General features: G+C 61.7%; 24 protein-coding genes and 1 tRNA gene. 6 read left to right on the top strand and 19 right to left on the bottom strand.

Features of this window, described 5'->3' with window-relative positions; translation table 11 throughout:
* The 7 genes from GTW23_RS14900 to GTW23_RS14870 form a co-directional block, all read right to left on the bottom strand.
* Window positions 1-373: thiamine pyrophosphate-binding protein (locus GTW23_RS14900; protein ID WP_252916298.1), on the bottom strand; the 373-nt coding region annotated here is incomplete at its 3' end.
* 9 nt (window positions 374-382) lie between these two features.
* The gene (locus tag GTW23_RS14895; RefSeq protein ID WP_252916297.1) at window positions 383-1,798 is read right to left on the bottom strand and encodes an aldehyde dehydrogenase family protein; all 1,416 of its coding nucleotides are present in this window, start codon (window positions 1,796-1,798) and stop codon (window positions 383-385) included.
* Window positions 1,799-1,859: 61 nt separating this feature from the next.
* On the bottom strand, window positions 1,860-3,179 hold the full coding sequence (locus GTW23_RS14890; RefSeq protein WP_252916296.1) for a TRAP transporter large permease: 1,320 nt from the start codon (window positions 3,177-3,179) through the stop codon (window positions 1,860-1,862).
* Window positions 3,180-3,181: 2 nt separating this feature from the next.
* A complete protein-coding gene (locus GTW23_RS14885) occupies window positions 3,182-3,721 on the bottom strand; it encodes a TRAP transporter small permease (protein WP_252916295.1) in 540 nt (179 codons plus the stop codon).
* A 2-nt stretch (window positions 3,722-3,723) separates the two neighbouring features.
* The gene (locus GTW23_RS14880) at window positions 3,724-4,767 is read right to left on the bottom strand and encodes a TRAP transporter substrate-binding protein (RefSeq protein ID WP_252916294.1); all 1,044 of its coding nucleotides are present in this window, start codon (window positions 4,765-4,767) and stop codon (window positions 3,724-3,726) included.
* Between the two features lie 432 nt (window positions 4,768-5,199).
* Window positions 5,200-6,186 (bottom strand): MBL fold metallo-hydrolase, encoded by a 987-nt coding sequence (locus GTW23_RS14875; RefSeq protein ID WP_252916293.1) that lies wholly within the window; start codon window positions 6,184-6,186, stop codon window positions 5,200-5,202.
* A 62-nt stretch (window positions 6,187-6,248) separates the two neighbouring features.
* Entirely contained in the window at window positions 6,249-7,715 is a 1,467-nt protein-coding gene (locus tag GTW23_RS14870; protein ID WP_252916292.1) for an FAD-binding oxidoreductase, read from the bottom strand.
* Between the two features lie 106 nt (window positions 7,716-7,821).
* Between GTW23_RS14870 and GTW23_RS14865 the strand changes: the two genes are divergently transcribed.
* Complete coding sequence (locus GTW23_RS14865) at window positions 7,822-8,526, top strand: GntR family transcriptional regulator (protein WP_252916291.1); 705 nt, start codon at window positions 7,822-7,824, stop codon at window positions 8,524-8,526.
* A gap of 187 nt (window positions 8,527-8,713) precedes the next feature.
* Here the strand turns inward: GTW23_RS14865 and GTW23_RS14860 are convergent, their stop codons facing one another.
* Genes GTW23_RS14860 through GTW23_RS14845 form a run of 4 tightly spaced genes read right to left on the bottom strand, consistent with a single transcriptional unit; the run spans window position 8,714 to window position 13,440 of the window.
* Window positions 8,714-10,165: an FGGY-family carbohydrate kinase gene (locus GTW23_RS14860; protein ID WP_252916290.1), complete on the bottom strand. Its 1,452-nt coding sequence runs from the start codon at window positions 10,163-10,165 to the stop codon at window positions 8,714-8,716.
* A gap of 3 nt (window positions 10,166-10,168) precedes the next feature.
* A complete protein-coding gene (locus tag GTW23_RS14855; RefSeq protein WP_252916289.1) occupies window positions 10,169-11,131 on the bottom strand; it encodes a transketolase family protein in 963 nt (320 codons plus the stop codon).
* Entirely contained in the window at window positions 11,131-11,964 is an 834-nt protein-coding gene (locus GTW23_RS14850; protein ID WP_252916288.1) for a transketolase, read from the bottom strand. Before GTW23_RS14850 ends, GTW23_RS14855 begins: the two co-directional genes overlap by 1 nt.
* A 9-nt stretch (window positions 11,965-11,973) precedes the next feature.
* The gene (locus tag GTW23_RS14845; protein WP_252916287.1) at window positions 11,974-13,440 is read right to left on the bottom strand and encodes an L-fucose/L-arabinose isomerase family protein; all 1,467 of its coding nucleotides are present in this window, start codon (window positions 13,438-13,440) and stop codon (window positions 11,974-11,976) included.
* 353 nt (window positions 13,441-13,793) lie between these two features.
* Here GTW23_RS14845 and GTW23_RS14840 point away from each other — a divergent pair, with 353 nt between their 5' ends.
* From GTW23_RS14840 to GTW23_RS14820, 5 genes are all read left to right on the top strand, one after another.
* Window positions 13,794-14,735: a D-ribose ABC transporter substrate-binding protein gene (locus tag GTW23_RS14840; RefSeq protein WP_152010229.1), complete on the top strand. Its 942-nt coding sequence runs from the start codon at window positions 13,794-13,796 to the stop codon at window positions 14,733-14,735.
* Window positions 14,736-14,881: 146 nt separating this feature from the next.
* Window positions 14,882-15,544: a DUF2291 family protein gene (locus GTW23_RS14835; RefSeq protein WP_252916286.1), complete on the top strand. Its 663-nt coding sequence runs from the start codon at window positions 14,882-14,884 to the stop codon at window positions 15,542-15,544.
* Window positions 15,541-17,100 (top strand): sugar ABC transporter ATP-binding protein, encoded by a 1,560-nt coding sequence (locus GTW23_RS14830; protein WP_252916285.1) that lies wholly within the window; start codon window positions 15,541-15,543, stop codon window positions 17,098-17,100. Before GTW23_RS14835 ends, GTW23_RS14830 begins: the two co-directional genes overlap by 4 nt.
* Entirely contained in the window at window positions 17,097-18,164 is a 1,068-nt protein-coding gene (locus GTW23_RS14825) for an ABC transporter permease (protein WP_152010232.1), read from the top strand. The genes GTW23_RS14830 and GTW23_RS14825 overlap by 4 nt, the downstream gene beginning before the upstream one ends.
* Before the next feature lie 112 nt (window positions 18,165-18,276).
* On the top strand, window positions 18,277-19,086 hold the full coding sequence (locus tag GTW23_RS14820; protein ID WP_244615244.1) for a DeoR/GlpR family DNA-binding transcription regulator: 810 nt from the start codon (window positions 18,277-18,279) through the stop codon (window positions 19,084-19,086).
* A 107-nt stretch (window positions 19,087-19,193) separates the two neighbouring features.
* On the opposite strand, the gene GTW23_RS14815 is transcribed toward GTW23_RS14820, so the two are convergent.
* The 8 genes from GTW23_RS14815 to GTW23_RS14780 all read right to left on the bottom strand — a co-directional run bounded on the left by GTW23_RS14815 (window position 19,194) and on the right by GTW23_RS14780 (window position 23,590).
* Window positions 19,194-19,269: transfer RNA gene (locus GTW23_RS14815), tRNA-Phe, on the bottom strand.
* Window positions 19,270-19,628: 359 nt separating this feature from the next.
* Window positions 19,629-19,829, bottom strand: a complete 201-nt coding sequence (gene yacG, locus GTW23_RS14810) for a DNA gyrase inhibitor YacG (RefSeq protein ID WP_152010233.1) — start codon at window positions 19,827-19,829, stop codon at window positions 19,629-19,631.
* Between the two features lie 4 nt (window positions 19,830-19,833).
* The gene (locus GTW23_RS14805; RefSeq protein WP_152010234.1) at window positions 19,834-20,454 is read right to left on the bottom strand and encodes a Maf-like protein; all 621 of its coding nucleotides are present in this window, start codon (window positions 20,452-20,454) and stop codon (window positions 19,834-19,836) included.
* A gap of 22 nt (window positions 20,455-20,476) precedes the next feature.
* The gene (gene infA, locus GTW23_RS14800) at window positions 20,477-20,695 is read right to left on the bottom strand and encodes a translation initiation factor IF-1 (protein WP_004435948.1); all 219 of its coding nucleotides are present in this window, start codon (window positions 20,693-20,695) and stop codon (window positions 20,477-20,479) included.
* Between the two features lie 107 nt (window positions 20,696-20,802).
* Window positions 20,803-21,270 (bottom strand): arsenate-mycothiol transferase ArsC, encoded by a 468-nt coding sequence (locus GTW23_RS14795; RefSeq protein WP_152010235.1) that lies wholly within the window; start codon window positions 21,268-21,270, stop codon window positions 20,803-20,805.
* 8 nt (window positions 21,271-21,278) lie between these two features.
* Window positions 21,279-21,755 carry a UPF0262 family protein gene (locus tag GTW23_RS14790; protein ID WP_152010236.1) on the bottom strand — a complete coding sequence of 159 codons (477 nt, stop codon included), beginning with the start codon at window positions 21,753-21,755 and terminating at the stop codon, window positions 21,279-21,281.
* A gap of 5 nt (window positions 21,756-21,760) precedes the next feature.
* Window positions 21,761-23,080, bottom strand: a complete 1,320-nt coding sequence (gene hisD / locus GTW23_RS14785) for a histidinol dehydrogenase (protein WP_152010237.1) — start codon at window positions 23,078-23,080, stop codon at window positions 21,761-21,763.
* 72 nt (window positions 23,081-23,152) lie between these two features.
* Window positions 23,153-23,590, bottom strand: coding sequence for a DUF2948 family protein (locus GTW23_RS14780; protein ID WP_152010238.1), 438 nt, complete (start codon window positions 23,588-23,590; stop codon window positions 23,153-23,155).
* Window positions 23,591-23,639: the final 49 nt, after the last annotated feature.

Here is a 23,639-nt window from a genome sequence, read left to right as displayed (position 1 = left end):
TGCCGAGATGGTCGGGCAGCTCGTGCAGTTGCCCCCTGCCCTGACCGATCAGATGCGACATAATGTTGCCGGTCAGGCACATCACCGGCGCATTGGCGCCATAGGCTGTGCACAGTGCTGCACCGGAATTCAGAAGACCGGGTCCCGGCACCACCGTGTAGGCCCCCACCCGTCCGGTGGATTTCGCATAGCCATAGGCCATGTAGCCCGCACCCTGCTCATGCCGGGTGTGGATAAAGCGGATGCTTTCCGCTTCGCGCGCGATCGCATCGTTGAAATCATACATGTGCGCGCCGGGAATGCCGAAGACGGTATCCACGCCATTGGCAATCAGCGACTTGGCCATTATTTCGCCGGTGGTCATGCGGGGCATGGGATCATCCTACTTTGCAATGCTGAGAATCTGGACGGTGGTGTATTCGCGCAAGCCTTCTTCGCCAAATTCGACGCCGATGCCGGATTGCTTGACCCCGCCCATCGGAACCGTCGGATTGAGCACGCCGTGCCGGTTGACCCAGCGCGTCCCGGCAACGAGCTTGCGCGCGACCTTTGCCGCCTCTTCCGGGTCATTGCCCCAGGCCGAAGCCCCAAGCCCGACTTCGAGCGCATTGGCCCTGGCGATCGCATCGTCGAGATCACCGTACCGGATCACCGGCAGAACGGGGCCAAATTGTTCCTCGTTGACTACCCGCATCTCTTCTGTGGCGTCTGCGATGATTGTCAGCGGGTAAATATAGCCCTTGCCGTTCGGTTTTTCGCCGCCGGTCAGGATGCGCGCACCCTTGGTCCGGGCGTCTTCAACCAGCTCGACAATCTTGTCGAACTGCATCTTGTTGGACAGCGGCCCGATCAGCGTATCCGGTTCGGCGCCATTGCCGACCTTGATGCCGCCAACGAAGTTCGCGAGCCCTTCACACACGGCATCATAATCATCATCATGCACATAGAGCCGCTTCAGGCACGAGCAGGTCTGGCCTGCATTGATGAAGGATCCCCAGAACAGGTCTTCCATCCGCTTGCTCATGTCGGTGCCGGGCAAAACGATGCCTGCATCGTTTCCGCCAAGCTCGAGCGTCAGGCGCTTGAGCGTCGAGCCTGCCCGCTCCATGATGCGCCGCCCCGTCGCGATCGAGCCGGTGAAGGCGATCTTGTCGATGTCGGGATGGCCTGAGATCCGGTCACCGACCTCTGCGTCGCCCGTAACGACATTGAGCACCCCCGCAGGAAGGATACCGGCCTCGGTGATCATTTGTACCAGCCTCAATGTGCTCAAGGGCGTGTAGGGTGACGGCTTCATCACCACGGTGCAACCCGCCCTGAGTGCTGGCATGACATGCCAGACCGCGATCATCAGCGGCCAGTTCCAGGGCGTTATAGAGGCCACGACACCGACCGGTTCCCGGATCAGCTCCACACGTTCCTCATCGGTATCGATGAGAACTTCCGGCTCCACCGACAGCCCCTGCGTCACCCGGGTCCAGGCGACACAGCCACCAACCTCGAAGGGCGCTCCCGGCCCGGCCTGAGGCTTTCCCTGCTCGGCAGTGATCAGCGCAGCAAGCTCTGCCTGATGCGCCTCGATAAGATCGGCGATCTTGCCAAGTGCTTCCTGACGCTCTGCATCCGGTTTCGCAGCCCAGCCCGGGAATGCCCGTTTGGCAGCAGCTACCGCATTGTCGAGATCCGCGACCGATCCCTGCGGGCAAGCTGCCAGCACCTCGCCGGTCGCAGGATTGATGACGTCGAAACTCTCCCGCGCATCAACCGCTTTTCCATCAATGATGAGTGAGTAGGTCATCGGATGTCTCCTCCCGTGCACATGGCAATCCAGAATATTTTCGGCTTTGCAATTCGATGCGTCAGTTCCAGAACGTCACCAGCCAGTAGCTCAGCGCCGGAAACGCGATCAGCAGCACAATCCGCGTCAGCTCCGACAGGATGAAGGGAATGGTTCCCCTGAAGATTTCCCGTGTCGGGATGTCCTTGGCGATGGCGGAAATGATGAACAGGTTCATGCCGACCGGCGGCGTGATCATGCCGACTTCGACAACAACCAGCGTCAGGATGCCGAACCAGATCGCCTGCTGTTCCGGCAGCAGTCCGAAATCGAGGCTCATCACCGTCGGGAAGAACACCGGAACCGTCAGCAGGATCATCGACAGGCTGTCCATGACGCAACCCATCACCAGGTAGAAGACCACGATACACAGCAGCACCACCATCGGCGCGACTTCGGCCGCCATGAACCAGTCGGCGAGCGCCGTCGGCATCCGTGACAGCGCCATGGCCACATTGAACAGGTCGGCACCAAAGATGATGACGAAGATCATGGCGCTGGCCGCGGCAGTGTCGATCAGACTGGTGATGACGGCCTCAAGCGTCAGCTCGCGGGTCAGCAATCCGGCAAGCGCCGTCAGCACCACGCCAACCGAGGCCCCCTCTGCCGGCGTGAAGAAGCCTCCATAAATGCCTCCGAGCACGATCACGAAGATGGCAACGATGTGCCAGACCTGGCCGAGACTTCTGAGCCGCGTGCTAAGGCTGGCAGGCTGCTGTGACGGGCCTTCCTCTGGATAGAGCCGGACATAGATCGCGATGGTGATCATGAAACCGACAATTGCCAGAAGTCCCGGCAAGGTCGCGGCCAGGAACAGCTTGACGATATTCTGCTCGGTGAGCAGCGCATAGATGATGAGCACGATCGAGGGAGGAATGAGGATCCCCAGCGTGCCGCCGGCAGCGAGGCACCCCGACGCCAGCGCGTCGGAATATTTGTGCTTGCGCATTTCAGGCAATGCCACCCGCGCCATGGTAGAAGCGGTCGCGATGGAAGATCCGGAGATTGCGCCGAACATGGCGCACCCGGCGACCGAAGCCATGGCAAGCCCGCCGCGGAAATGGCCGATCCAGGCATTGGATGCGGAAAACAGAGCGGCGGAAATCCCGGTTCGGGTCGCAAGGTTTCCCATCAGGATGAACAGCGGCACGATGGCCAGCTCATAGGACAGGAAACGGTCGGGCCAGGCAGAGGCGATGTAGGCCTGGAGGCCCGCCACGCTGGAAAGAGCCGCGTAACCGGCAGCACCAACCAGGCCCATGGCAAGACCGATCGGCGCCCGAAGCAGGATCGCGCCAAGCAGGACAACGACCATGATGATGGAAAGGAATGTGGGATCCATGGTCAGCGTCCAGTCGGCCCGGCGATGTCGTCACGCCAGAGAAATGTTTGCGCCAGCGCGATCAGGCTGGACAGTCCGGTTCCGATGATGGCTGGGATGAACGCCCACCACATCGGTATCTTCAAGAGCATCGAGCGGTCGTCATAGGCACGGATTTCCTCCAGGCCCCTGAACATGAGCAGGAACAGGCAGGCCCAGGCCAGCGCGAAGGCGAAGGTCCAGAACCGGTCGATGCGGGCAACGATCTTTTCAGGCAGCCAGTTTGTGAAAAGGTCGACCATGACGTGGCCCTTGTTCAGCTGGCACAGCGGCAGGAACAGGCCTGCCGCGTAGACGCAGGACATCTGCACCAGCTCGAAATCGCCGGTAACGCCGCGCAATCCGACATTGCGCATGATGACCGACACGGTGACGATCAGGGCCACCGTCAGAATGACGGCGCCACCCGCAGCGCCCGAAAGCGTCGCGAGCCGCAGCAGCCAGGTGTGCAGGGGGGAGTGTCCCCCCTGCTGCGCCGGCCAGAGACTGGACCAACCCGACATGCCTAGCTGTCCAGCAGCTCATTGGCGCGCGCGATGATCGCCGCGCCATCATGGCCTGCGTCGTTGAGGGTCTTCTCCCAGTTCGCGTAAACCGCCTTGGAGGCTTCCTGCCAGCGGGCGATTTCATCAGCCGCGATTTCCACGATCTCGTTGCCGTTCTTCTCGACAATGCCGCGGCCAACCGCTTCGAACTGGTCGAAAGTCTGGCCGATGCGCTGCGACAGGGCAATGCCGCTGTTGGCGTCGATGACACCGCGCAGATCGTCCGACAACCCTTCGTAGGAGGCCTGGTTCATCAGCAGCGTGTTGGTGTTGGCGTAAAGACCACGCGCACCCGGAGCGGCTTCGCAGGAGAACTTGGTGAGCTCCTGCAGCTTGAACGGCGGCACCACTTCATAAGGCAGGCAGCAGCCGTCGATGACGCCATTGCTCAGTCCGACAACCATTTCGGTGACCGGGAAGAACACCGGCTCCGCGCCCATCGATTCGAGCAGCTCGCCCATTGCCGAGTTGGGGCTGCGGATCTTCATGCCTTCAAGATCGGCCGCGGTGCGGATCGCCTTGTCGCGCATGTGCAGCTTGCCGCCATCATGGCTCCAGTAGGCGAGGTTCTTCATGCCGGCATATTCGTCGCCACCGAATTCATCCATCAGCGTGTGAAGCGCAACGGAGGTTTTCTCGGCATTGGTCACCATGAACGGCAGACCCATGGTCTCGGCAACGGGGTAGCGGCCGGGCGTGTAGGTGGGCAGCGCCCACGCGATGTCGACGATGCCGTTCTTGACCTGGTCAGCCAGCTGCGGCGGCTTGCCGCCGAGCTGCATGGCCGGAAAGATCTGAACCTCGATGGCGCCGTTGGATGCATCCATGATCTCCTTTGCCCATGGATCGAAGAATTTCGAGTGCATTGGCGCCACGGACGGCAGGAAATGGTGCAGGCGCAAGGTAACTTCGGCGGCCCTGGCGTCCCGGATGAAAGCCGGGGCAGCAATCGCCGCGGCCATCCCGCCCAGCACCTGGCGGCGTGAGATTCTGAATGATGTCATTTTCTTTCTCCTCCTTCGGATCCCGGGATCCGTTCAATGAGAAACGGGGTCTATTCCCCGTTTCAGGCTAGGTCTGCGCCGTCCGGAATTTTCCGCGCCAACAGCTGCCGGTCACCTGGCCTCGCAAATCAGCAAGGACCCCGCTTTGCCGGCCTGGCCTCTCACCAGGACCGGTGTGCGGCACGCCCGGCGGGGGTCTCGGCATCAAACCATCCCTCAAGGGTCGGCAATCACCGCCAGTGCGTCGGGAAACCTGTCGCTCCTTCTCCTCGCGCAATTTGTGAACAAGAATAATTGTTATGTCAATGAACAATTATTCTTGTGTCGCTTATATCGACACCGACGGGTCGCGGCGTGCCTGGTCCCGTAGCGGACATCCGTCCGATCGCACTCACGCGGCGGCTGGTCAGTCCAGAACCGGCATGCTCCCCGCTACTTTTTCTTCTCGACCTCAAGCCGCTCGACCGCTCCGGCGCGCAAGGTTTCCACCTGGCTGAGCAATGCCTGGGGATCGACAAAGACATTCGGGTCCCCGGGCTTGCGGGCCAGATGTTTCTGTCGGTTCTCGTCGAGATTGTTGGAAAACCCGTGGGTGGTCAGGTGGACTTCGACCTTCTCGTCACCGGTCTCGACCAGGGCGCGCACCCGGTCGACGCTTTCGATGTAGGCCTCAACCTGGGTTGGGCCGTCGATTGCATTGAGACCCAGCCCTCCAATGGTGATTGCACGATACGTGTCATCGCCATCCCTTGCGTCAAAGAGATAGGAAGCGGTTCCCCAGGTGTGTCCGGGCGTTTCCACCACTCTGAAGCTGTTGCCGCCGAGTTCGATCGTGTCGCCGTCCTTGACCACCATATCAGGCTCGATCATCTTCCAGGCGCGCGGTGTGGATTCCGATTTCCGAGCGGATTCGACAGCCTCGTCCCAGCCGCCCTGCGTCATCACGAACCGGGCATTGGGCAGCAATGGCTTGAGCGCTGCGGCACCACCGACATGGTCGAAATGGCCATGGGTCATCAGCACGTACCTGATGTCGGCGAAGTCAACGCCGGTCGACTTGAGGTTCTCGATAAGCTGGCCGATGAACGGGCCATACAGCGTATCGATCAGCACATATCCGTCGTCGGTCTGAACCAGCCAGGACGACACCCAGCAGACCCCGACATAGTCGACATTGTCGAAAGGCTTCCAGGGCTCGACCTTTTGCGCCTCGGCGTCGTTGAGCCACTTGCCCAGGTCCGGCGGCATCTTTCCGGTACGCCCGAACTCCACGAAACGTTCAAGGATCGCGCCTGACGGGCAGCCGTCGAAAAGCGATTGCGCCGAGGCATCGGGCGTTGCGGACATCCCCATCATGCCGGCGATCAGGGCGGCGCCGGAGGCCGCCTTTATGCCAGTCCAAACCTTGCCTGCTTTCATCTGCTCATCCTCCCTTTGCATGTATGGCGCCTCTTTACCCGCGCCCCTGATCGGCCTGATGGTCATTCCGCCAACGGAACCAGCCTGCCCGGATTCATGATCCCTTCAGGATCGAGGGCCCGCTTGATGGCGCGCATGGCGTCAAGTTGCGCCGGCTCCTTGAGCGCGCGCATCACATCCAGCTTGCTTTGTCCGATTCCGTGCTCGGCGCTGAAGGAGCCGTTCAAGCGCCTGAGCAACTCGAACGCCTTTTCCTTTGCCCGCCCGAGCGCAAGGGTCTGCCACCGCTCGCGGTCGGAACAGACCAGCGCATAATGAAGATTGCCGTCTCCGAGATGACCGATGGTAAGGGTCTCGAATCCGAGCGCGGCAGCCATCTCGTCCATCTCCTGGAGAAACCAGGAAATGTTCGCCAGCGGCAGCGAGATATCGAAGTGATAGGAGGCTCCATATTCCAGGATGGCCTCAAGCACGGATTCGCGCATGCGCCAAAGATCCGAACGTTGCTGCTCCGACGTCGCGATCGCCGCGTCGAGCAGGTCACCTGATTCCATCATTTCCTCGAGAACCAGAAGCAGCTCCGTGGCAAGGTGAGTGGAACCGGTGTCGTCGGCCTTGGCGTCTGACACCCGGCTTGACCCGACCTCCAGCAGCACGCCTGTCTCCACCGGTCCCTCGAGCGGCGACCTCAGCTCTGGAAAGGCCTTTTCCAACGCGCCGAGAACCGGTGCCGGAACATATTCGAATGCCTCGACCGACTGACCGGTGCGGTCCTGGATCCGGTTGAGCGCCTGAACTGCAGCATCGACCGAGGTCATCGACAGGAATGCCGTAACGCGCGTCAATGGCTTCGGGAAAAGCCTGAACACTGCAGCCGTAATGATGCCGAGCGTGCCTTCGGAACCGATCAGCAGATCCTTGAGATCATACCCCGTGTTGTCCTTGCGCAAACCGGTCAGCCCGTTGAAGACCGAACCATCCGGCAGGACGGCCTCGAGCCCCAGACACAACTCCCTGGTGTTTCCGTAGCGTACCACATTGGAGCCACCGGCATTGGTCGCCAGGGTTCCGCCGATGCTGCAACTGCCCTTGGCCCCGAACATCAGCGGAAAGAACAGCTCGCGTTCGTCCACATAGGCCTGGAGGGCCTCAAGAACCACGCCAGCCTCGGCAACCACCGTACGGCCCGCCTCGTCGAAGTGGCGAATGGTGTTCATGCGCGACAGCGACAGGACAATGGAGGGAGTGCCTGATGAAGGAATACCGCCTCCGGCAAGGCCGGTGTTTCCACCCTGCGGGACGATGCAAACTCCGGCCGATCCGCACAGCTTGACGATCCGCGATACCTCATCCGTCCTCGAGGGACGTACAACGGCGATCGCGTCTCCGGAAAACTGCCGCGTCCAGTCAATCAGATAGCCGGCCATATCGGCGGCATCGATCAGGACGTGCTTCTCACCGACGATAGCACAGAGCTCGTCGATCAACGCCGCAGATGCGTCCTTCAATGGTCTGACAGCTTCACTCAAGTCCCACTCCCGCCAGCCTTCGAAGGCCCGCCCCACTCCATCCAAAACTAACATGGTACATGGTAGATGCGATTGTCAACCACCATGTATCATGTTAGCAAGACCCATGAGCAACAGCCTGAAACCTATCGAGCAGCCGGTCTCCCTGATGGAGGTCACGGTTGACCGTATCCGCGACGCGATCATCTCCGGAGACTTGCCCCTGGGGTGCAAATTGTCAGAGCAGCGGCTCGCCGACATGCTCGGCATCAGCCGTTCGCCGGTACGCGATGCGCTTGCCGCTCTTCAGGTCGAAGGCCTTGTCACGATTTCCCCCAAGCGCGGCTCGTTCGTCTTCACCCCCGACCTGAAGGCCGTCGACGAGATCAGCGAGCATCGTTGTATTCTGGAAAAAGCGTCCATTCGCAAAGCCATCGCCACCAATCACCCAGCGCTGCTCAAGCGTCTCGCAGATGCATGCGGAAAAATGACAGAGGCATCTCGGCTGGAGGACGCCCTCAAATACACCAAGGGTGATATCGACTTTCACAACTCGATTATCATCAGCGGCGGGAACCATTCGATCGCATCATCGTACAAGCGGACGATCGGCCCGCTTATGGCATTGCGAACCCATCTCTTCACAATCATGAACGAGACCTTGGACAGGTCGATGGGTGAGCACCTGGCAGTACTTGAGGCTTGCCGATCCAAAGATGTGACGGGAGCGGAAAAACTCATTGATGTTCATGCGACCCATCTCGTCGATGCTTATCGAAGGGCCTTGTCCGAAACAACGCTTTTTGACGGACTCTCTACAACAGCGGCGTAAACCCGCCGGGGACCACCGCCGTCAAATCAGGACACGCTGACGCCCGCTCATCAGATGCCGCTTGTTGAAGCCAAACCCCTCTTCAATGGGTGAAGTCATGAAGGCATCTGAGCTGTCCGGCATCAAGGCAGCGGCGCCCCCGCATGATTGCGACTTCCGCGACAACGCCGATATCAAACATCCAGAATTAGCTGCAGGCGCGCCGAACGGCGTCACGCCAAACGGCGCGAATAGTCTTGGCTGAGTCCGGGACCATCCGCGGCTCATAGCGCTTGCTGCGCATGTCGGGCAGCCATTCCTGTCCGAGCGCGCGGAACGCCATCGCCGCTGCCCCCAGTGCGCTGACCTCCTCCACCACGGCGCTTTCCACAGGGCGTTGCAGCAGGTCGGACTGCAATTGCATCAGGAACGCGTTGGACGAAGCCCCGCCATCGGTCCTGAGCCCGACAAGCCGTTCGCCGACATCGGACTGCATCGCCTCGAACACGTCGCTGATCTGCAAGGCAATGGCTTCGAAAGTGGCCCGGGCGACATGCGCCGGCTTGGTGCCATGGGTCATGCCGGAAACCGTGCCCGTGGCATGATCGTTCCAGTGCGGCGCACCGAGCCCGGACAGTGCGGGCACGAAGGTGACCCCGCCTGCCGTCTCCACGGTTTGCGCCAGGTCGGACAGCTTGCCTGCATCGCCGATCCCCAGAAGCCCCGCAATGAAGGCGGCCGCCTGCGCCGAGACCAGTATGTTGCCCTCAAGCGCATAGGCCGTGCCTGACGTGTCTGTCCAGGCAATGGTGCCGGACAGTCCGTGGCTGGACGTGACGCGCTGCGAGGTCAGCGTCATCAGCGACGAACCGGTGCCGTAGGTCGCCTTGACGGTGCCGGGCTTGTGAACGCCGTGGCCATAGAGCGCCGCATGGCTGTCTCCCATCATGGCCATGATGGGAATGCCGGGGGGAAGGCTGGTTGCATCCTGAGCGGTCCCTCCGAAGTGGCTGTCCGAAGGCCGCGGGGTGGGCAGGCAGGATGTCGGCGTTCCAAAAATCTCCGCGAGTTCGCCGCTCCACTCAAGTAGTTCGGTATCGAACAATTGCGTCCGCGAGGCGTTGGAATGGTCGGTCGCAAACGTTGCTCCGGCCGTCAGGTTCCACAACAGCCAGCTGTCGACGGTGCCGGTTCGCAGACGGCCCTGGTCGAGCAGGCGCAGTGCCTCCGGCCGGTGCTTCAGCATCCACGCCAGTTTCGAGGCGGGAAACATCGGGTTGATCCCAAGCCCCGTTACCGCTTCAACGGTTTCATTGTGCCCGGCCGCAATCAGTGCTGCGCATTCGGGCGCGGTCCGGCTGCATTGCCACAGGATTGCCGGGCCGACCGGTTTGCCGGTTTCCGCGTCCCACGCCACGATTGTTTCGCGCTGGTTGGAGATGGCGATGGCGTCGATGCTGCGGCCCTTCATCTGCGCTGCAGTTGCATCGATCACCGACCGGGTGTTGTCCCATATGGCAATGGCTGACTGTTCTGCCCAGCCGGGATGCGGATAGTCCGTGGTTGACGGTGAGGAGGCATGGGCATGGATATGGCCGCTCTCGTCGACCACCAGTGCCTTGGTGTTGGTCGTTCCCTGGTCGATCGCCAGAACAAGCATCGATCAGGCTCCCTTGCGGCGGATCGCAATGCGGGCAGCACCCGCAATGCCCTCCCGGCTGAGGCCGAATTCCTCGAACAGGCTGGCAATGGAGCCGGTCGGCATGAAGCCCGGAAAGCCGACCCGTTGCACGGGCACCGGATGGGTTGCGGACGTGCATTCCGCCACCGCGCCGCCGAGGCCGCCGCGATCGAGCGCTTCCTCGACGGTGACGATTGCTCCGGTTTCCCTGGCCGCCGAGATCACTGCGTCGGTATCGAGCGGGGTGATCGTGTGCATGTTGAGAACGCGGGCCGAAATCCCTTCCGCGGCCAGGGTCTCCGCCGCTTCGATGGCCAGATGAACCGTGGTGCCGTTGGCGATGATGGTGACATCGGTTCCCGCTCTCTGCAGTTCCGCCTTGCCGGGCGTGAAGCTGCGGTCAGGCAGGTCGAGGGTCGGCACCTTCATCCGCGAGAGGCGTAGATAGACCGGGCCCTCGTGGGCCGCCGCCCATTTCACCGCTTCGGCAGTTTCCCAGGCATCGCACGGCGCGATCACGGTGATCGGGCCAAGCGCCCTGAGCCAGGCGAAATCCTCGATCGAGTGGTGCGTGGCGCCGAGTTCGCCATAGGCGATGCCGGATGACTGGCCCACCAGCTTGACGTTGAACCCTGCATAGGCGACGTCCGCCTTGATCTGCTCGAGCGCCCGCGCAGTCAGGAAACAGGAGGCCGCGGAGACGAACGGAATCCTGCCGCCATTGGCGAGGCCCGCGGCGACGCCGACCATGTTCTGCTCGGCAATGCCGACATTGACCGTGCGGCGGGGAAACTTCTCCTGGAAGCCGCCGAGATTGGACGAGCCGACCGAATCATTGACCACGACGACAATGCGCTCGTCAGCAGCGGCGAGTGATTCCAGTGTCTCGGCCCAGGCCTTTCGGCAATCAAAACCCGTGGCGGTGGTTGCTGCAGCGACAGCCATCAGACCAGTTCCTTCATTGCTTGCGCGAATTGTTCCGCGTTCGGCACACCATGGTGCCATTTCGCCTGATCTTCCATGAAAGACACGCCCTTGCCCTTGACCGTTTTTGCAATCACGCACAGCGGCTTTTCGCGCTCACCCACCGGCGCGCCAAGGGTCTCCAGCAGTTGCCCGTAGTCATGGCCGTCGATCTCGACAACGTGCCATCCGAAGGCGCGGTACTTGTCGTCAAGCGGATCCAGTCCGGCCGTGTCTTCAGTCCGCGCGCCCTGTTGCAGCCGGTTGCGGTCGATGATCAGCGTGAGGTTCTTGACCTTGCGGTGGCCCGCGGTCATGGCCGCTTCCCAGTTCGAGCCCTCCTGCTGCTCGCCGTCGCCGGTCAGCACGTAGGTCCGGTAGTCCGCTTTGCTGATCTGTCCGGCTATGGCGATGCCGAGTGCGACGGGAAAACCGTGGCCGAGTGGTCCGGTATTGGTCTCCACCCCCGGCAGGTATTGCCGGTTCGGGTGCCCGTTGAGTTTCGAGTGGTGCCCCATATAGGTGTCGAGCCAGTCCTGCGGGAAATAGCCCGCAGCACACAGCGCCGTGTAGAGCGCCCCGGTTGCGTGGCCCTTGGACATGACGAAGCGGTCGCGGTCCGCCCAGTCAGGCCGCGACGGGTCGTAGCGAAGCACGCCGAAATAGAGCGTTGCCAGCACATCGATCGCGGAGAAGTCTCCGCCCAGGTGACCCAGCTGCTTGGCATAGACCATCTTCATGGCCTGCTGCCGCATCCACAGCGCCTTGGCGCGGATGACGGCGTCGGAATTGTCGGTTTTCAAAGCGTGGGGCATACGCCTGTCTCACTTGCGGTTTGGAAAGAAAAGCTGCGGTTCCGGCGTGCCGTTGTGGTGATAGGCCGGCCAGCCGAGATAGCGGGTGATCGCCTCGTTGACGATGTCGCCGTAATGGCCGCGCACCATGGCGACGTGATGCTCGAACCCGTTCTGGGTGACGAACCGCATCAGTTCGCGCAGCCGCTCGACTTTTGTGACGGCGATGCCGCCGTCCATGCCGAAGGGATCGTCGGTGAACTCCCCCTCGCCCACATAGGCCTTGAGGACGCCGTTGCGGTCATCGGACGACAGCCGGAAATAGGTCATGTTTCCAGGCTGCACCTTGCCCTTGACCGCGCCAAAGCATTTTTCGCGGCCAATGACTTCGCCCAGCACGTCGAGTTCGCCGATCTCCGGCGTGGTGCCGAGGAAGCTCTTGGGGAAGTTTCCGCAATGGGTGCAGACGCATTTGTCGACATGGTCGGCGTAATTGTTGTTCCAGTCGAGGATCGCGGCCGGTGCACTGGAAGCAAGCGTCAGCGCATACATCGACACAGCGCCCATGACATCGACTTCGCAGGCCGACGGCGCCAGATCCTCGCCCATCATCGACATGGTGAGGCAGGTGGCGCAGCCGAAATTGTCCTGAAGCGAGCGCCAGCACTGGATCGCCGAGGCGTCGCATTCGTTTTCCGCGATCCAGCGATTGACGGCCAGCGTCCATTTCGCCTGCTTGAGCACCTGCGTCTCGCGGATATGCGCGGGGATGCGGCCGTAATTGCGGATCCGCTCCAGACCGGCAACAAGATCCTTGTCCTCGTCCTTGATGGCGTCCGCCGCGCCGATCAGTTCCGACAGGTCGGCCGTTACAACCGTGATGCCGGACTGCTGCAGAAGCTTCTCTGAAAACCGCATGGTCTGGAACGGTGAGGTCCGGGCGCCGATCGCGCCGATGCGGGCGTTCCTCAGGCCGTAGACCGTTCGGCAGACACGGGAAAATCGGTCGAGGTCGCCCAGGAACTCATCGCTGTCAATATCGCAGGTATGACTGGTGGTCTCGGTGAACGGGACGCCGTACTGCCAGAAATTGTTGGCGACCGAGAGCTTGCCGCAATAGGCATCGCGGCGCGAGTGCACATCGACCTTGTCGAGCTCGTCATTGGAGGCCTGGAGCAGGATCGGCACGTTGAGCCTGGCGCGGTTGATCAGTTCGGCGATCGCGATCTCGTCACCGAAATTGGGCAGGCAGATGACCAGGCCGTCAATCCTGTCGCGATGTGTCTTGAAGTGCTCGGCATAGAGCTTGGCGTCGGGGATCGATTGCACGGCACCATTGTCGGTCGCATCCACCGGAAGGATCACGGCATCGATGCCCAGCTTTTCGAGTTGCGCCAGAACCTGCGTGCGTGCATCAATACACGGAGCCGGACTGAAAAAGGCGCGGCTTCCGATCACGACGCCAAGCGAAATTCTGCGGTTCACAGTCCGTATCATCTGGTCCTCCCTATGCCATCGCCCCCGCCGGGCCACATCAGCGCAGATGACGAAGCCTTTCGGATACTTTCGAATGTTATCGAATAGAGCGTTTTGAAGCAAGCAGGCATCTTCCTAGATATCCGCCACAGATAACATTTTTGTTCACAAGTCGGCTTGAGTTTCGGACAATTCATTGAATCCACGCCACAATCATGCTTCTGAGTGATTTCGAATGCATGCCGAATGCTGTGGTTTTGGAGCGAAAAAACGCAGCAAACGAAATATTTATTGACAACAAACAAAAATTAATGCCGAATTCCCACCCAGAAGTTGCACCCGGAGGGGGTGCGATTTTCAAGGGAGGATCCATCATGAATATCAAGAGACGTCTGCTTATCACCGCAATGGCTTTGGGAGTTTTCGGAGCCACCACCGGCTTCGCCGCATCGGCCGCCACCATCGCCATCATCACCCCGAGCCACGACAACCCGTTCTTCAAGGCCGAGGCCGACGGTGCTGCCGCAAAGGCCAAGGAGCTGGGCTACGACACCATGGTGCTGGTGCACGATGATGACGCCAACAAGCAGTCTGAACTGTTCGACACGGTGATTGCGGCAGGTGTCGCGGCCATCATTCTCGACAATGCCGGTGCCGACGCATCCGTCGCCGCCGTGCAGAAAGCCAAGGATGCGGGCATTCCGTCATTCCTGATCGACCGTGAAATCACCGCCACCGGCGTTGCCGTTTCGCAGATCGTGTCCAACAACTACCAGGGCGCCCAGCTCGGCGCCGAAGAGTTCGTCAAGCTGATGGGCGAAGCGGGCGAGTATGCCGAGCTTGTCGGCAAGGAATCCGACACCAATGCCGGCATCCGCAGCCAGGGCTATGCCGACGTCATCTCGCAGTATCCCGATCTCAAGTCGGTGGCCCGCCAGACCGCCAACTGGTCGCAGACCGAGGCTTTCACGGTCATGGAATCGATGCTGCAGGCCAATCCCGGCATCAAGGGCGTGATCTCGGGCAACGACACCATGGCGATGGGCGCCTGGGCCGCGCTTGAGGCGGCGGGGCGCACCGATGTGATCGTCGTGGGCTTCGACGGCTCCAACGATGTGCGGGACTCGATCATGGCCGGTGGCATCAAGGCCACCGTCCTCCAGCCCGCCTACCAGCAGGCGCAGCTGGCTGTCGAACAGGCGGACAAGTACATCAAAACCGGCTCCACCGGCCTCGATGAAAAGCAGCTGATGGATTGCGTGCTGATCAACGGCGACAACGCGGCCAAGCTCGAGACTTTTGCTCTGTCCGAGTAAGTTTGAACATGTTCGGCCGGGGCGCGATGCATCCGCGCTCCGGTTTTCGTCTATGTGAACGCCGGCCGACGGGACGGGTATGAAATGGCAGGACGCGGCGAGGCCGTCTCCGTGCTGCATTTCAAATCGCTACGCCAGAGAGCATCATGATCAGCAAGACAATTCTGCCCCGCGGAACCATCCTGACCCTGTGCGCAGTGGCCGTTTTCAGCCTGTCGGGCTGCAAGCTGGTCAAGAATGTGCCCGAGGACGAAAAGGCCGTTTCAGCGGGCGCGAGCGGCGATGAGGTTCGTACCGAGCAGCGCATTGCCGATACGTTTGAAACCCGGCTCCTGCCCTATGTGCGCGACAGGGCGCTGAGCTACCAGGCCTTCCGTGCGGCCCTTGCCCAGGGGCTCGACGAGGCCGGTCAGTCCCACGGAAACCGCGGTTCCGGCCAGGGCGCTGCCTGGAACTTCGCCATCACCGACAGCGGCAGGATCGTCTCTGCCAAGCTCGATACCCGTGCCCGGGTGGCGGAGCTGGATATCGATGGCGACGGTTCCGCCGACGTGACCGTGCAGCTTGGCCCGGTCATCCGCGGCAACGCGCTGCGCGACATCGCGCCATTTTACAATTTCGATGATTTCCGGGACCAGATCGAGTTTGCCAAGCTCGGCCGGGCGCTCAACGACCAGGTCTCTGCCATGGTGCAATTGCCCGAAGGCGATCTGGTCGGCCGCAGGATGGCCTTTACCGGGGTCACGCCGCTGAAAAAAGCTGACGAGGCGGTTCTCGTCACGCCGATCAGCGTGGATGTCCTGCCATGAACCAGGCGGCCGAGATCCACGAGCCACATCCGGTCGGACTGACCATTCGCGGAGCCACCAAGGTCTATCCCGGCACCGTGGCGCTCAAGGGTGTCGATTTCGACATCCGCATGGGCGCGGTCAATGTGCTTGTCGGTGAGAACGGCGCCGGCAAATCAACCCTGATGAAGGTGATCGCCGGCGTCGAGACGCTGACCAACGGCGAGATCACCGTCGATGGTCGCCCGGTGGTGTTTCGCACCAAGGATGACGCCGTGGCCAGCGGCATCGGCATCGTCTTCCAGGAACTCAACCTGTTTCCGGACATGAGCGTTTGCGACAACGTGTTCATGGCACGGGAGCCGGTCCGCTTCGGCTTCGATATCGATCATGACTCGGTGGAGGAGCGCACCCGCGTGCTGCTGCAACGGCTCGAGCAGGACATTGATCCCAACACCACGCTCGGCCACCTGCGGATCGGCCAGCAACAGATCGTCGAAATCGCCAAAGCGCTGGCCCAGGATGCCAGGATCCTGATCCTCGACGAGCCGACCTCGGCGCTCTCGGCGGCGGAAGTGGAGGTCCTGTTCCGCATCATCAGTGAGCTCAAGGCCCAGGGCGTCGGCATCGTCTACATTTCGCACCGGCTCGAGGAACTGATCCGGGTGGGCGACTACATCACCGTTCTCAGGGACGGAGAGATCACCGGGTCAAGGCCGATGCAGGGCGTCGACATTCCCTGGATCGTCCAGGCCATGATCGGTGAAAAATCCAAGGATTTCTCCCAATCGCTCGGCCACGAGTTCGGACACGAGGTGTTCCGCGCCGAGAACATTGCGCTGCCCAAGATGGGCGGCGGCTACATGGTCGATCATGTCTCGCTGACGGTCCGCGCCGGAGAAATTCTCGGGCTCTACGGGCTGATGGGCGCCGGTCGGTCCGAATTCCTCGAATGTATCATGGCGCAGCATCCCGAGGCGCGGGGCCATTTCTTCGTTGATGGCGAGGAGATGCGCGAGCCCCATGTCGCCGGACGCATTGCGCGCGGCATCGCCCTGGTGCCCGAGGACCGCAAGCGCGACGGGCTGATCCAGATCATGTCCGTTCGCGAGAACATGACCCTCTCCTCACTCGCCCAGTTCACCGCCGGCTTTCATCTGAACCTGCGCAAGGAAGCGGAGAGGGCCGCGGAGTTCATCAAGCGGATGACGGTCAAGGTCGCCAGCCAGGAGAACCCTGTGTCGTCGCTGTCGGGCGGCAACCAGCAGAAGGTGGTGATCGGCAAGGCGCTGATGACCGGGCCCAAGGTGCTGCTGATGGACGAGCCGTCGCGCGGCATCGACATCGGCGCGAAAGCGGAAATCTACCACAAGATGCGCAATCTGGCGGCGGAAGGCATCGGGATCATTTTCGTCACCTCCGATCTCGAGGAAGTGCTGGCGCTCTCCGACCGGATCATCGTTCTCGCCGATGGCCGCATCAGCGGCGAGTTCGGCAGGGGAGCGGATGCAGCGGACGTGATCGCAGCGGCAACACCGGCAAGCGCCAGAAGCAGAAACAAGGACCTTGTATCATGACAGTGATGAGTAACGGCGCTGCGGCGAATTCCGGATCGGGGCACAACTGGCTTTTGTTGCTGCTCAAGGCGCGCACCCTTGTGGCGCTTTTGCTGGTGTTTGCGTTCTTCTCGGTGATGGCGCCGAACTTTCTCAGCGCAGCCAACGCCATTCTCATTTCCAAGCATGTGGCCATCAACGCGTTCCTCGCCATCGGCATGACATTTGTCATCATCACCGGCGGCATCGATCTTTCCGTTGGCTCCGTCGTCGGGCTGACCAGCATGATTGCCGGCTATCTGGTGCTCAACGGCATCGATCTGGGCGTCGGCTACTCTTTGCAGTTCAACACGCTGGAGATCGTCGCCATCGTCTGCCTGGCCGGTGCGCTGGTCGGCTGCATCAACGGGATATTGATAACGCGGTTGAACGTGGCACCCTTCATCGCCACCCTGGGCATGCTCTACGTGGCCCGTGGCGCGGCGCTGCTGTTCTCCGACGGGCAGACCTTCCCCAACCTCAACGGCAATCCGGAGTATGGCTCCGATAGTTTCTATCTGATCGGAACCGGGAGCTTTCTCGGCCTTCCGGTGATGGTGTGGATGCTGGTGGCGGTTTCGCTTGCGGCCGGCTACATCGCCAGCCGGACACCGCTGGGGCGGCAAATCTATGCGACCGGTGGCAATGAGCGCGGTGCGGCGCTGTCCGGTGTGCGGGTCAACCGGGTGAAGATGTTCGTCTACATGTTCTCGGGCCTGATGGCGGCGCTGGTCGGCCTGATCATCGCCTCGCAGCTCAAGGCCGCGCATCCGGCGACCGGTGAATTCTTCGAGCTCAATGCCATCGCTGCGGCAGTTCTCGGCGGCACCTCCATGTCCGGCGGGCGTGGCCGGATCGCGGGAACCATTGTTGGCGCCTTCGTCATCGGCATCCTCTCCGACGGTCTTGTGATGATGGGGGTTTCCTCGTTCTGGCAGATGGTGATCAAGGGGCTGGTGATCATCGCCGCCGTGGTCATCGACCAGGCTCAAAGCCGGCTGCAGGCGAGGGTCGCGCTAGCCCAGGAAGTGGCGCTCAACCGGTAGGCCCCGGAAAGTGTGAAGTCTGCCGGAGGTGTTGCTCTCGAAGGGGTTTGAAACTAAGTCAGGTATGCATACGGTCAGTGGCGGCAGGTGACCGAAATCAGGGAGTAACGGCTTGCAGGACCAACCGGATACCGAGCGCAACGGAAGCATGGCTGGTCTGTTGTCCGAACCCCGCCGCCGCCGTATCCTGGAATGGATCGAGGAAGAGGGCTCAGCCCGCGTCCGCGATCTGTCGTCGGCCTTCCAGGTCTCTGAAGCCACCATTCGGCAGGACCTTGAACGGCTTGAAAAGGAAGGGCACATCACCCGCGAACACGGTGGCGCCTTTCTCAATGCGATGCGCGGACAGGTGCAGGGGTTTGTCCTGCATCACCAGGTCAACATGGACCGGAAGCGCAAGATCGGGGCCTATGGGGCGAACCTCGTCTCTGACGGCGAAACCCTGATCCTGGATGCCGGGACGACAACAACCGAAATCGCCACCCGGCTGACCGGCCGCAAGAACCTCACGGTCATCACCAACGCGCTCAACATCGCCGTGGTTCTCGGCACCGTTCCGGGGTTCGCCGTGCACATGCCGGGTGGCCAGTTCAAGGCGCCGACCCTGTCGCTGTCCGGGGACAAGTCGGTCGAGTATTTCCGCAATATCTTTGCCGGAAAACTGTTCCTGGCGACTGCCGGCGTGGGGCTCGACTCGGGCCTGACCTATCCGAGTTTTGCCGATCTCCAGCTCAAGGAAGCCATGATCAAGGCGGCAAGCCATGTCTACCTCGTGGCGGATTCGACCAAGATCAACCGCACCTCCTTCACCCGCCTGGGAGCACTGGAGCTGGTGCATTCCTTCATCACCGATGACGGCATCTCCGACGCGGACGCCAAGGAATTCGAGCGCCGTGGCGTCGAAGTTTTGATCGCTGAGTAAAAACGGCGCGTCTTTGTTCTTTCATGGAGCCAAATAACGGCTCCAGGAGGCCATATGCGACTTCGGCCGCATACGTCAGCTTGAAATCAAACAAGAAAGACTAGAAGTGGTGCCCGGAGGCGGATTTGAACCACCGACACGCGGATTTTCAATCCGCTGCTCTACCAACTGAGCTATCCGGGCATCCGGTCCAAGAGCCTGAAAGGCTGGACTAGAAGCTTGCCGGCAAAGGAGATTTCCAATGCCGAAAGCGAGCGCGTTATACCATCTTGGAAGACACTGTCCAGCACCCTTTTTGCGGTTTTTTGCGCGGGCAGCAAGAATTCGCCAGCCGGCATGCCCGATGGCTATCGCAACGCCTGATTCCGCGCGCTACCATGCCAGGGATATGGTGAAGGCGCCAGCGGGCGCACAGTCTTGCGAGGCCGAGCGGGGCGGGTTGCGAAGCGGCCTGTCTCCCCTCTCCTGTCGCAGGCGGGGCCGGGAGACAGCGCGGCTTTGCGCGCCGATCGGGGCAATGTTGAAACACGCCACGCGGATCGTCAGCCGCGGTCGTCGAAATCGTCGTCCTGGTTGTCCTCGACTTCGGTCACCGGAATGGCATAGCCGCCATTCAGCCAGCGGTTGAGGTCCACGCCGCGGCAGCGCTCGGAACAGAAGGGATAGCTATCGCGGGTCGACGGGCGGCCACATTCCGGGCACGGCTGTGCCTTGCGCAACGGTGTTACCTTGCCGTCAGTCATCGCTTCAGCCCTCGAGCCACTTGTAGTGAACGTCGTAGCCTTCACCGGTCAGCAGGGCCACGGTCTCGTAAAGCGGCAGTCCGACAACATTGCTGTAGGAGCCCACCAGCTTGACCACGAAGCTTCCGGCCCGGCCCTGGATGGCGTAGCCGCCGGCCTTGCCGCGCCACTCGCCCGAGGCGAGATAGCTTTCGATCTCGACCCTTGAAAGCCGCTTGAAACGCACGCGCGTTTCGACGATCTTCTGGCGGATGGTGTGGTCGGGGGTTACCAGGCAGATGCCGGTAAAGACGCGGTGATTGCGGCCCGACAGCAGATACAGCGCGTTCGAGGCCTCGTCGATCTGTTCCGCCTTGGGCAGGATGCGGCGGCCGACGGCAACAACGGTGTCGGCGGCAAGGATATGGGCATCCTTCCAGGCCGGATCGGTCCGGGTCTGGGCAAGGGCGGCTTCGGCCTTCTCGCGCGACAGCCGGCGGGCGAGCGAGCGGGGATGTTCGGAGCGCTGCGGGGTCTCGTCGAGATCCATCGGCATGAGCCGGTCAGGGGCAATGCCTGCCTGGTCGAGCAGCTCGAGCCTGCGCGGCGAACCGGATGCGAGGATCAGTTTTTGCGATCGTGCCATGGGACGGCGTCACACCTAGCGCCTATTTGAAGCGGTAGGTGATGCGGCCTTTCGTCAGATCGTAGGGGGTCATCTCGACCAGCACCTTGTCGCCGGCAAGCACGCGGATACGGTTCTTGCGCATGCGGCCTGCGGTGTGCGCGATGATCTCATGCTCGTTTTCGAGCTTTACCCGGAAAGTTGCATTCGGCAGCAGTTCGGTGACCACGCCCGGAAATTCAAGAACTTCTTCTTTCGCCATTCAGTGTCTGTCTTTCTTTTAGAAAAGGCGGCGCAAAACGCGCGGGCCTGAAATTTGGGCGGAACCTACACAAAGACGAGCGCTTTGTGAACCAAATTGATTCACGGCTACGCAGGCCCCCGCGACCAGCCCTTGCCTGAAGCGATCCGCTGTTTGAGCATATCGCGCACCTCGCGATAGGCATCAAGAATGCGCTCGCGGGTACCGGTGGCGACCGTCGGGTCGGGTGTGGGCCAGTATATCACTTCAACGGCGTTGCCGCGGGTAAGTTCCAGTGCCCGGTGATGCCCCTCGGGGGCCAGGGTGACGATGACATCGAAATAATCGTCCTCGAGCTCATCAAGTGTTTGCGGCTGCCGGTTGCCGAGATCGAGCCCGATCTCGTCCAGAACCACATCGACGAAGGGATCGCGTTCGCCGGGCCGCACCCCGGCAGAAGCTATATAGGTGCCCGGCGGCAGGATCGAACGGGCGATCACCTCGGCCATTGGCGAGCGGATGGCGTTCATGCCGCAGACAAACAGCACCGCGCCGGGCGTGGTCTTGGCGGGAACCGGGGTGATGTCGTCCGCCATGGCGGTCTCTAACCGCGCCAGTGCAGCACACAGACCAGGGTGAACAGCCGCCGGGCAGTGTCGAAATCCATGCTGATCTTACCGTCGAGCCGGTCCATGAGGGTTTGCGAGCCTTCGTTGTGAATGCCGCGCCGGCCCATGTCGATCGCCTCGATCTGGCTCGGCGTCGAGGAGCGGATGGCCTCGTAGTAGCTCTCGCAGATCATGAAATAGTCTTTGACGATGCGGCGGAACGGGGTCAGCGACAGGATATGGGTGGCAACGGGTTCGTCGGCCACAGTGGTGATCGAGAACACCAACTTGGAATCAATCAGCGAGAGCTTGAGCTTGTAGGGGCCCTTGTCATGGCCGACAGGCTCGAAGCAGTTCTCCTCGATCAGATCGAAGATGGCGACAGCGCGCTCGTGCTCGACATCAGGCGTTGCGCGACCGATGGTTTCATCGAGCACAACATCCGAGAGCCGTTGAGTGTCCGCCGCCGTCATTCTTTCTAAAGGTCCCCGTCCAGCCCCAGGCCACGCTGATTCATCCTGATCGAGACCGAGCGCGCATGGGCATCAAGCCCCTCGGCCTGCGCCAGTGTTATGGCAGCAGGGCCGAGCGACTGCAACTGCTCAGCACCGAGCTTGAGAACAGAGGTGCGCTTGACATAGTCGAGCACGGAGAGGCCCGAGGAAAACCGCGCCGAGCGCGCCGTCGGCAGCACGTGGTTGGAGCCGCCAACATAGTCGCCGATCACTTCCGGCGTGTGGCGGCCGATGAAGATGGCGCCGGCATTGCGGATCCGCGCGGCCAGCGCCTCGGCGTCTTCGGTGGCGATTTCCAGATGCTCGGCGGCGATACGGTTGGCGAGCGGCAGCGCTGTCTCCCAGTCCGGCACGACGATGACGGCGCCAAAATCGGCCCAGCTCCTGCGCGCGGTGTCAGCACGGCCCAGCGTCGAGAGTTGCCGCTCGACGGCCTCGATCACCGCCTCGCCGAAGGCCTCGTCGCGGGTCATCAGGATAGACTGCGCGCCGGCGTCATGTTCGGCCTGGGCCAGGAGGTCGGCGGCGATCCAGTCGGGATTGTTGTCGGGGTCGGCCATCACCAGCACCTCCGACGGTCCGGCGATCATGTCGATGCCGACAGTGCCGAAGACCTGGCGCTTGGCGGCGGCCACCCAGGCATTGCCAGGACCGACGATCTTGGCGACGGGGCGGATGGTCTCGGTGCCATAGGCCAGCGCCGCGATCGCCTGGGCGCCGCCTATCCGGTAGATCTCGGTGACACCGGCAATGCGGGCCGCGGCAAGAACCACCGGGTTGAGCGCGCCGTCGCGCGCCGGCACCACCATGACGATCCGCTCGACACCGGCCACCTTGGCGGGAACCGCGTTCATCAGCACCGAACTCGGATAGCTCGCCGTGCCGCCCGGCACGTAAAGCCCGACGGCCTCGATCGCCGTCCAGCGCGAGCCGAGCTCAACCCCGAGCGCGTCAACGTAGTGATCGTCTTTGGGCATCTGCCGCTTGTGGTGGCTTTCGATGCGGTCGCGGGCGAGCTCGAGGGCCGTGATGATCTGCGGGTCGGTGGCCTTAAAAGCCGCCTCGATCTCTTCGGCAGTGACGGCAAGGCCGAGAGCGCGGGTATCGATATGGTCGAAGCGCTGGCTGAAATCATGCAGCGCCTCATCGCCGCGCTCGCGGATTTCGGCGATGATCGCGCGGACGTCGGTCTCGACATCCACCGAAACTTCTCGCTTCGTGGTCAGGAACGCGGCAAAGCGGGTTTCGAAATCCGGCTGCCGGGAATTGAGCCTCAGTACCAATGTGCTGCCCCTATTTCAAATCATCATCATCGCGCCGCGCGCAGCCGCTTCAAACCGGCCGCGCAGATCGCGCTAACCGCCCAGAGGGTGACGCGGCCTGAACTTGGTTTCCCAGCCGCCGCCGACATCGGCCAGTTGTACTTCTATGCAGGCGACGTCCAGTTGGATCACCGCGCCGCCCGACAAGACCAGCTCGATGGTGCCCGCGGGTGCTTCCTCGCCGGGCAGATACCGCAAGGCGAGCAGCGAATGCACAGTTTCGGAATCCTTGGGTTTTGCACCCAGCGACCTGACCGAATGGACTTGCTTGATCACCAGCAGTGCGCGGCGGCGCTCGAAAGTCTTCTTGTCGCGCCCCTCTTCCCAGACGAAGCGGTTGGCCTCAAGCGTGAAAACACTGTCCTTGCCGAGAAACCGGGTGTCGCCGGTCTTGAACACGGCGTCCTGCAGGCAGGCGGAAATCACGGCCAGATCCGCTTCATCAAGGGCGATCAGTTTCAGACTGTCCATAAAATCCTCGGATCTTCTTTATTCAGGGCTTGCCCGTCTCAGGGCGAGT

The sequence above is a fragment of the Parahoeflea alexandrii genome, assembly GCF_024105735.1.
GTDB lineage: Bacteria > Pseudomonadota > Alphaproteobacteria > Rhizobiales > Rhizobiaceae > Hoeflea > Hoeflea alexandrii.
The sequence above is the reverse complement of the archived record's forward strand: the minus strand, read 5'-3'. Positions and strand labels throughout refer to the sequence as shown.

Bases quoted from the DNA above. Each gene is read 5' to 3' on its own strand.
- GTW23_RS14790 (WP_152010236.1), bottom strand. From the start codon at position 21,755: ATGACGGCGGCGGACACTCAACGGCTCTCGGATGTTGTGCTCGATGAA.
- GTW23_RS14795 (WP_152010235.1), bottom strand. From the start codon at position 21,270: ATGGCGGACGACATCACCCCGGTTCCCGCCAAGACCACGCCCGGCGCG.
- GTW23_RS14840 (WP_152010229.1), top strand. From the start codon at position 13,794: ATGAATATCAAGAGACGTCTGCTTATCACCGCAATGGCTTTGGGAGTT.
- GTW23_RS14805 (WP_152010234.1), bottom strand. From the start codon at position 20,454: ATGGCACGATCGCAAAAACTGATCCTCGCATCCGGTTCGCCGCGCAGG.
- GTW23_RS14860 (WP_252916290.1), bottom strand. From the start codon at position 10,165: ATGCTTGTTCTGGCGATCGACCAGGGAACGACCAACACCAAGGCACTG.
- GTW23_RS14865 (WP_252916291.1), top strand. From the start codon at position 7,822: ATGAGCAACAGCCTGAAACCTATCGAGCAGCCGGTCTCCCTGATGGAG.
- infA (WP_004435948.1), bottom strand. From the start codon at position 20,695: ATGGCGAAAGAAGAAGTTCTTGAATTTCCGGGCGTGGTCACCGAACTG.
- GTW23_RS14890 (WP_252916296.1), bottom strand. From the start codon at position 3,179: ATGGATCCCACATTCCTTTCCATCATCATGGTCGTTGTCCTGCTTGGC.
- GTW23_RS14835 (WP_252916286.1), top strand. From the start codon at position 14,882: ATGATCAGCAAGACAATTCTGCCCCGCGGAACCATCCTGACCCTGTGC.
- GTW23_RS14855 (WP_252916289.1), bottom strand. From the start codon at position 11,131: ATGGCTGTCGCTGCAGCAACCACCGCCACGGGTTTTGATTGCCGAAAG.
- yacG (WP_152010233.1), bottom strand. From the start codon at position 19,829: ATGACTGACGGCAAGGTAACACCGTTGCGCAAGGCACAGCCGTGCCCG.
- GTW23_RS14895 (WP_252916297.1), bottom strand. From the start codon at position 1,798: ATGACCTACTCACTCATCATTGATGGAAAAGCGGTTGATGCGCGGGAG.
- GTW23_RS14875 (WP_252916293.1), bottom strand. From the start codon at position 6,186: ATGAAAGCAGGCAAGGTTTGGACTGGCATAAAGGCGGCCTCCGGCGCC.
- GTW23_RS14880 (WP_252916294.1), bottom strand. From the start codon at position 4,767: ATGACATCATTCAGAATCTCACGCCGCCAGGTGCTGGGCGGGATGGCC.
- GTW23_RS14830 (WP_252916285.1), top strand. From the start codon at position 15,541: ATGAACCAGGCGGCCGAGATCCACGAGCCACATCCGGTCGGACTGACC.
- GTW23_RS14885 (WP_252916295.1), bottom strand. From the start codon at position 3,721: ATGTCGGGTTGGTCCAGTCTCTGGCCGGCGCAGCAGGGGGGACACTCC.
- GTW23_RS14850 (WP_252916288.1), bottom strand. From the start codon at position 11,964: ATGCCCCACGCTTTGAAAACCGACAATTCCGACGCCGTCATCCGCGCC.
- GTW23_RS14845 (WP_252916287.1), bottom strand. From the start codon at position 13,440: ATGATACGGACTGTGAACCGCAGAATTTCGCTTGGCGTCGTGATCGGA.
- GTW23_RS14780 (WP_152010238.1), bottom strand. From the start codon at position 23,590: ATGGACAGTCTGAAACTGATCGCCCTTGATGAAGCGGATCTGGCCGTG.
- GTW23_RS14825 (WP_152010232.1), top strand. From the start codon at position 17,097: ATGACAGTGATGAGTAACGGCGCTGCGGCGAATTCCGGATCGGGGCAC.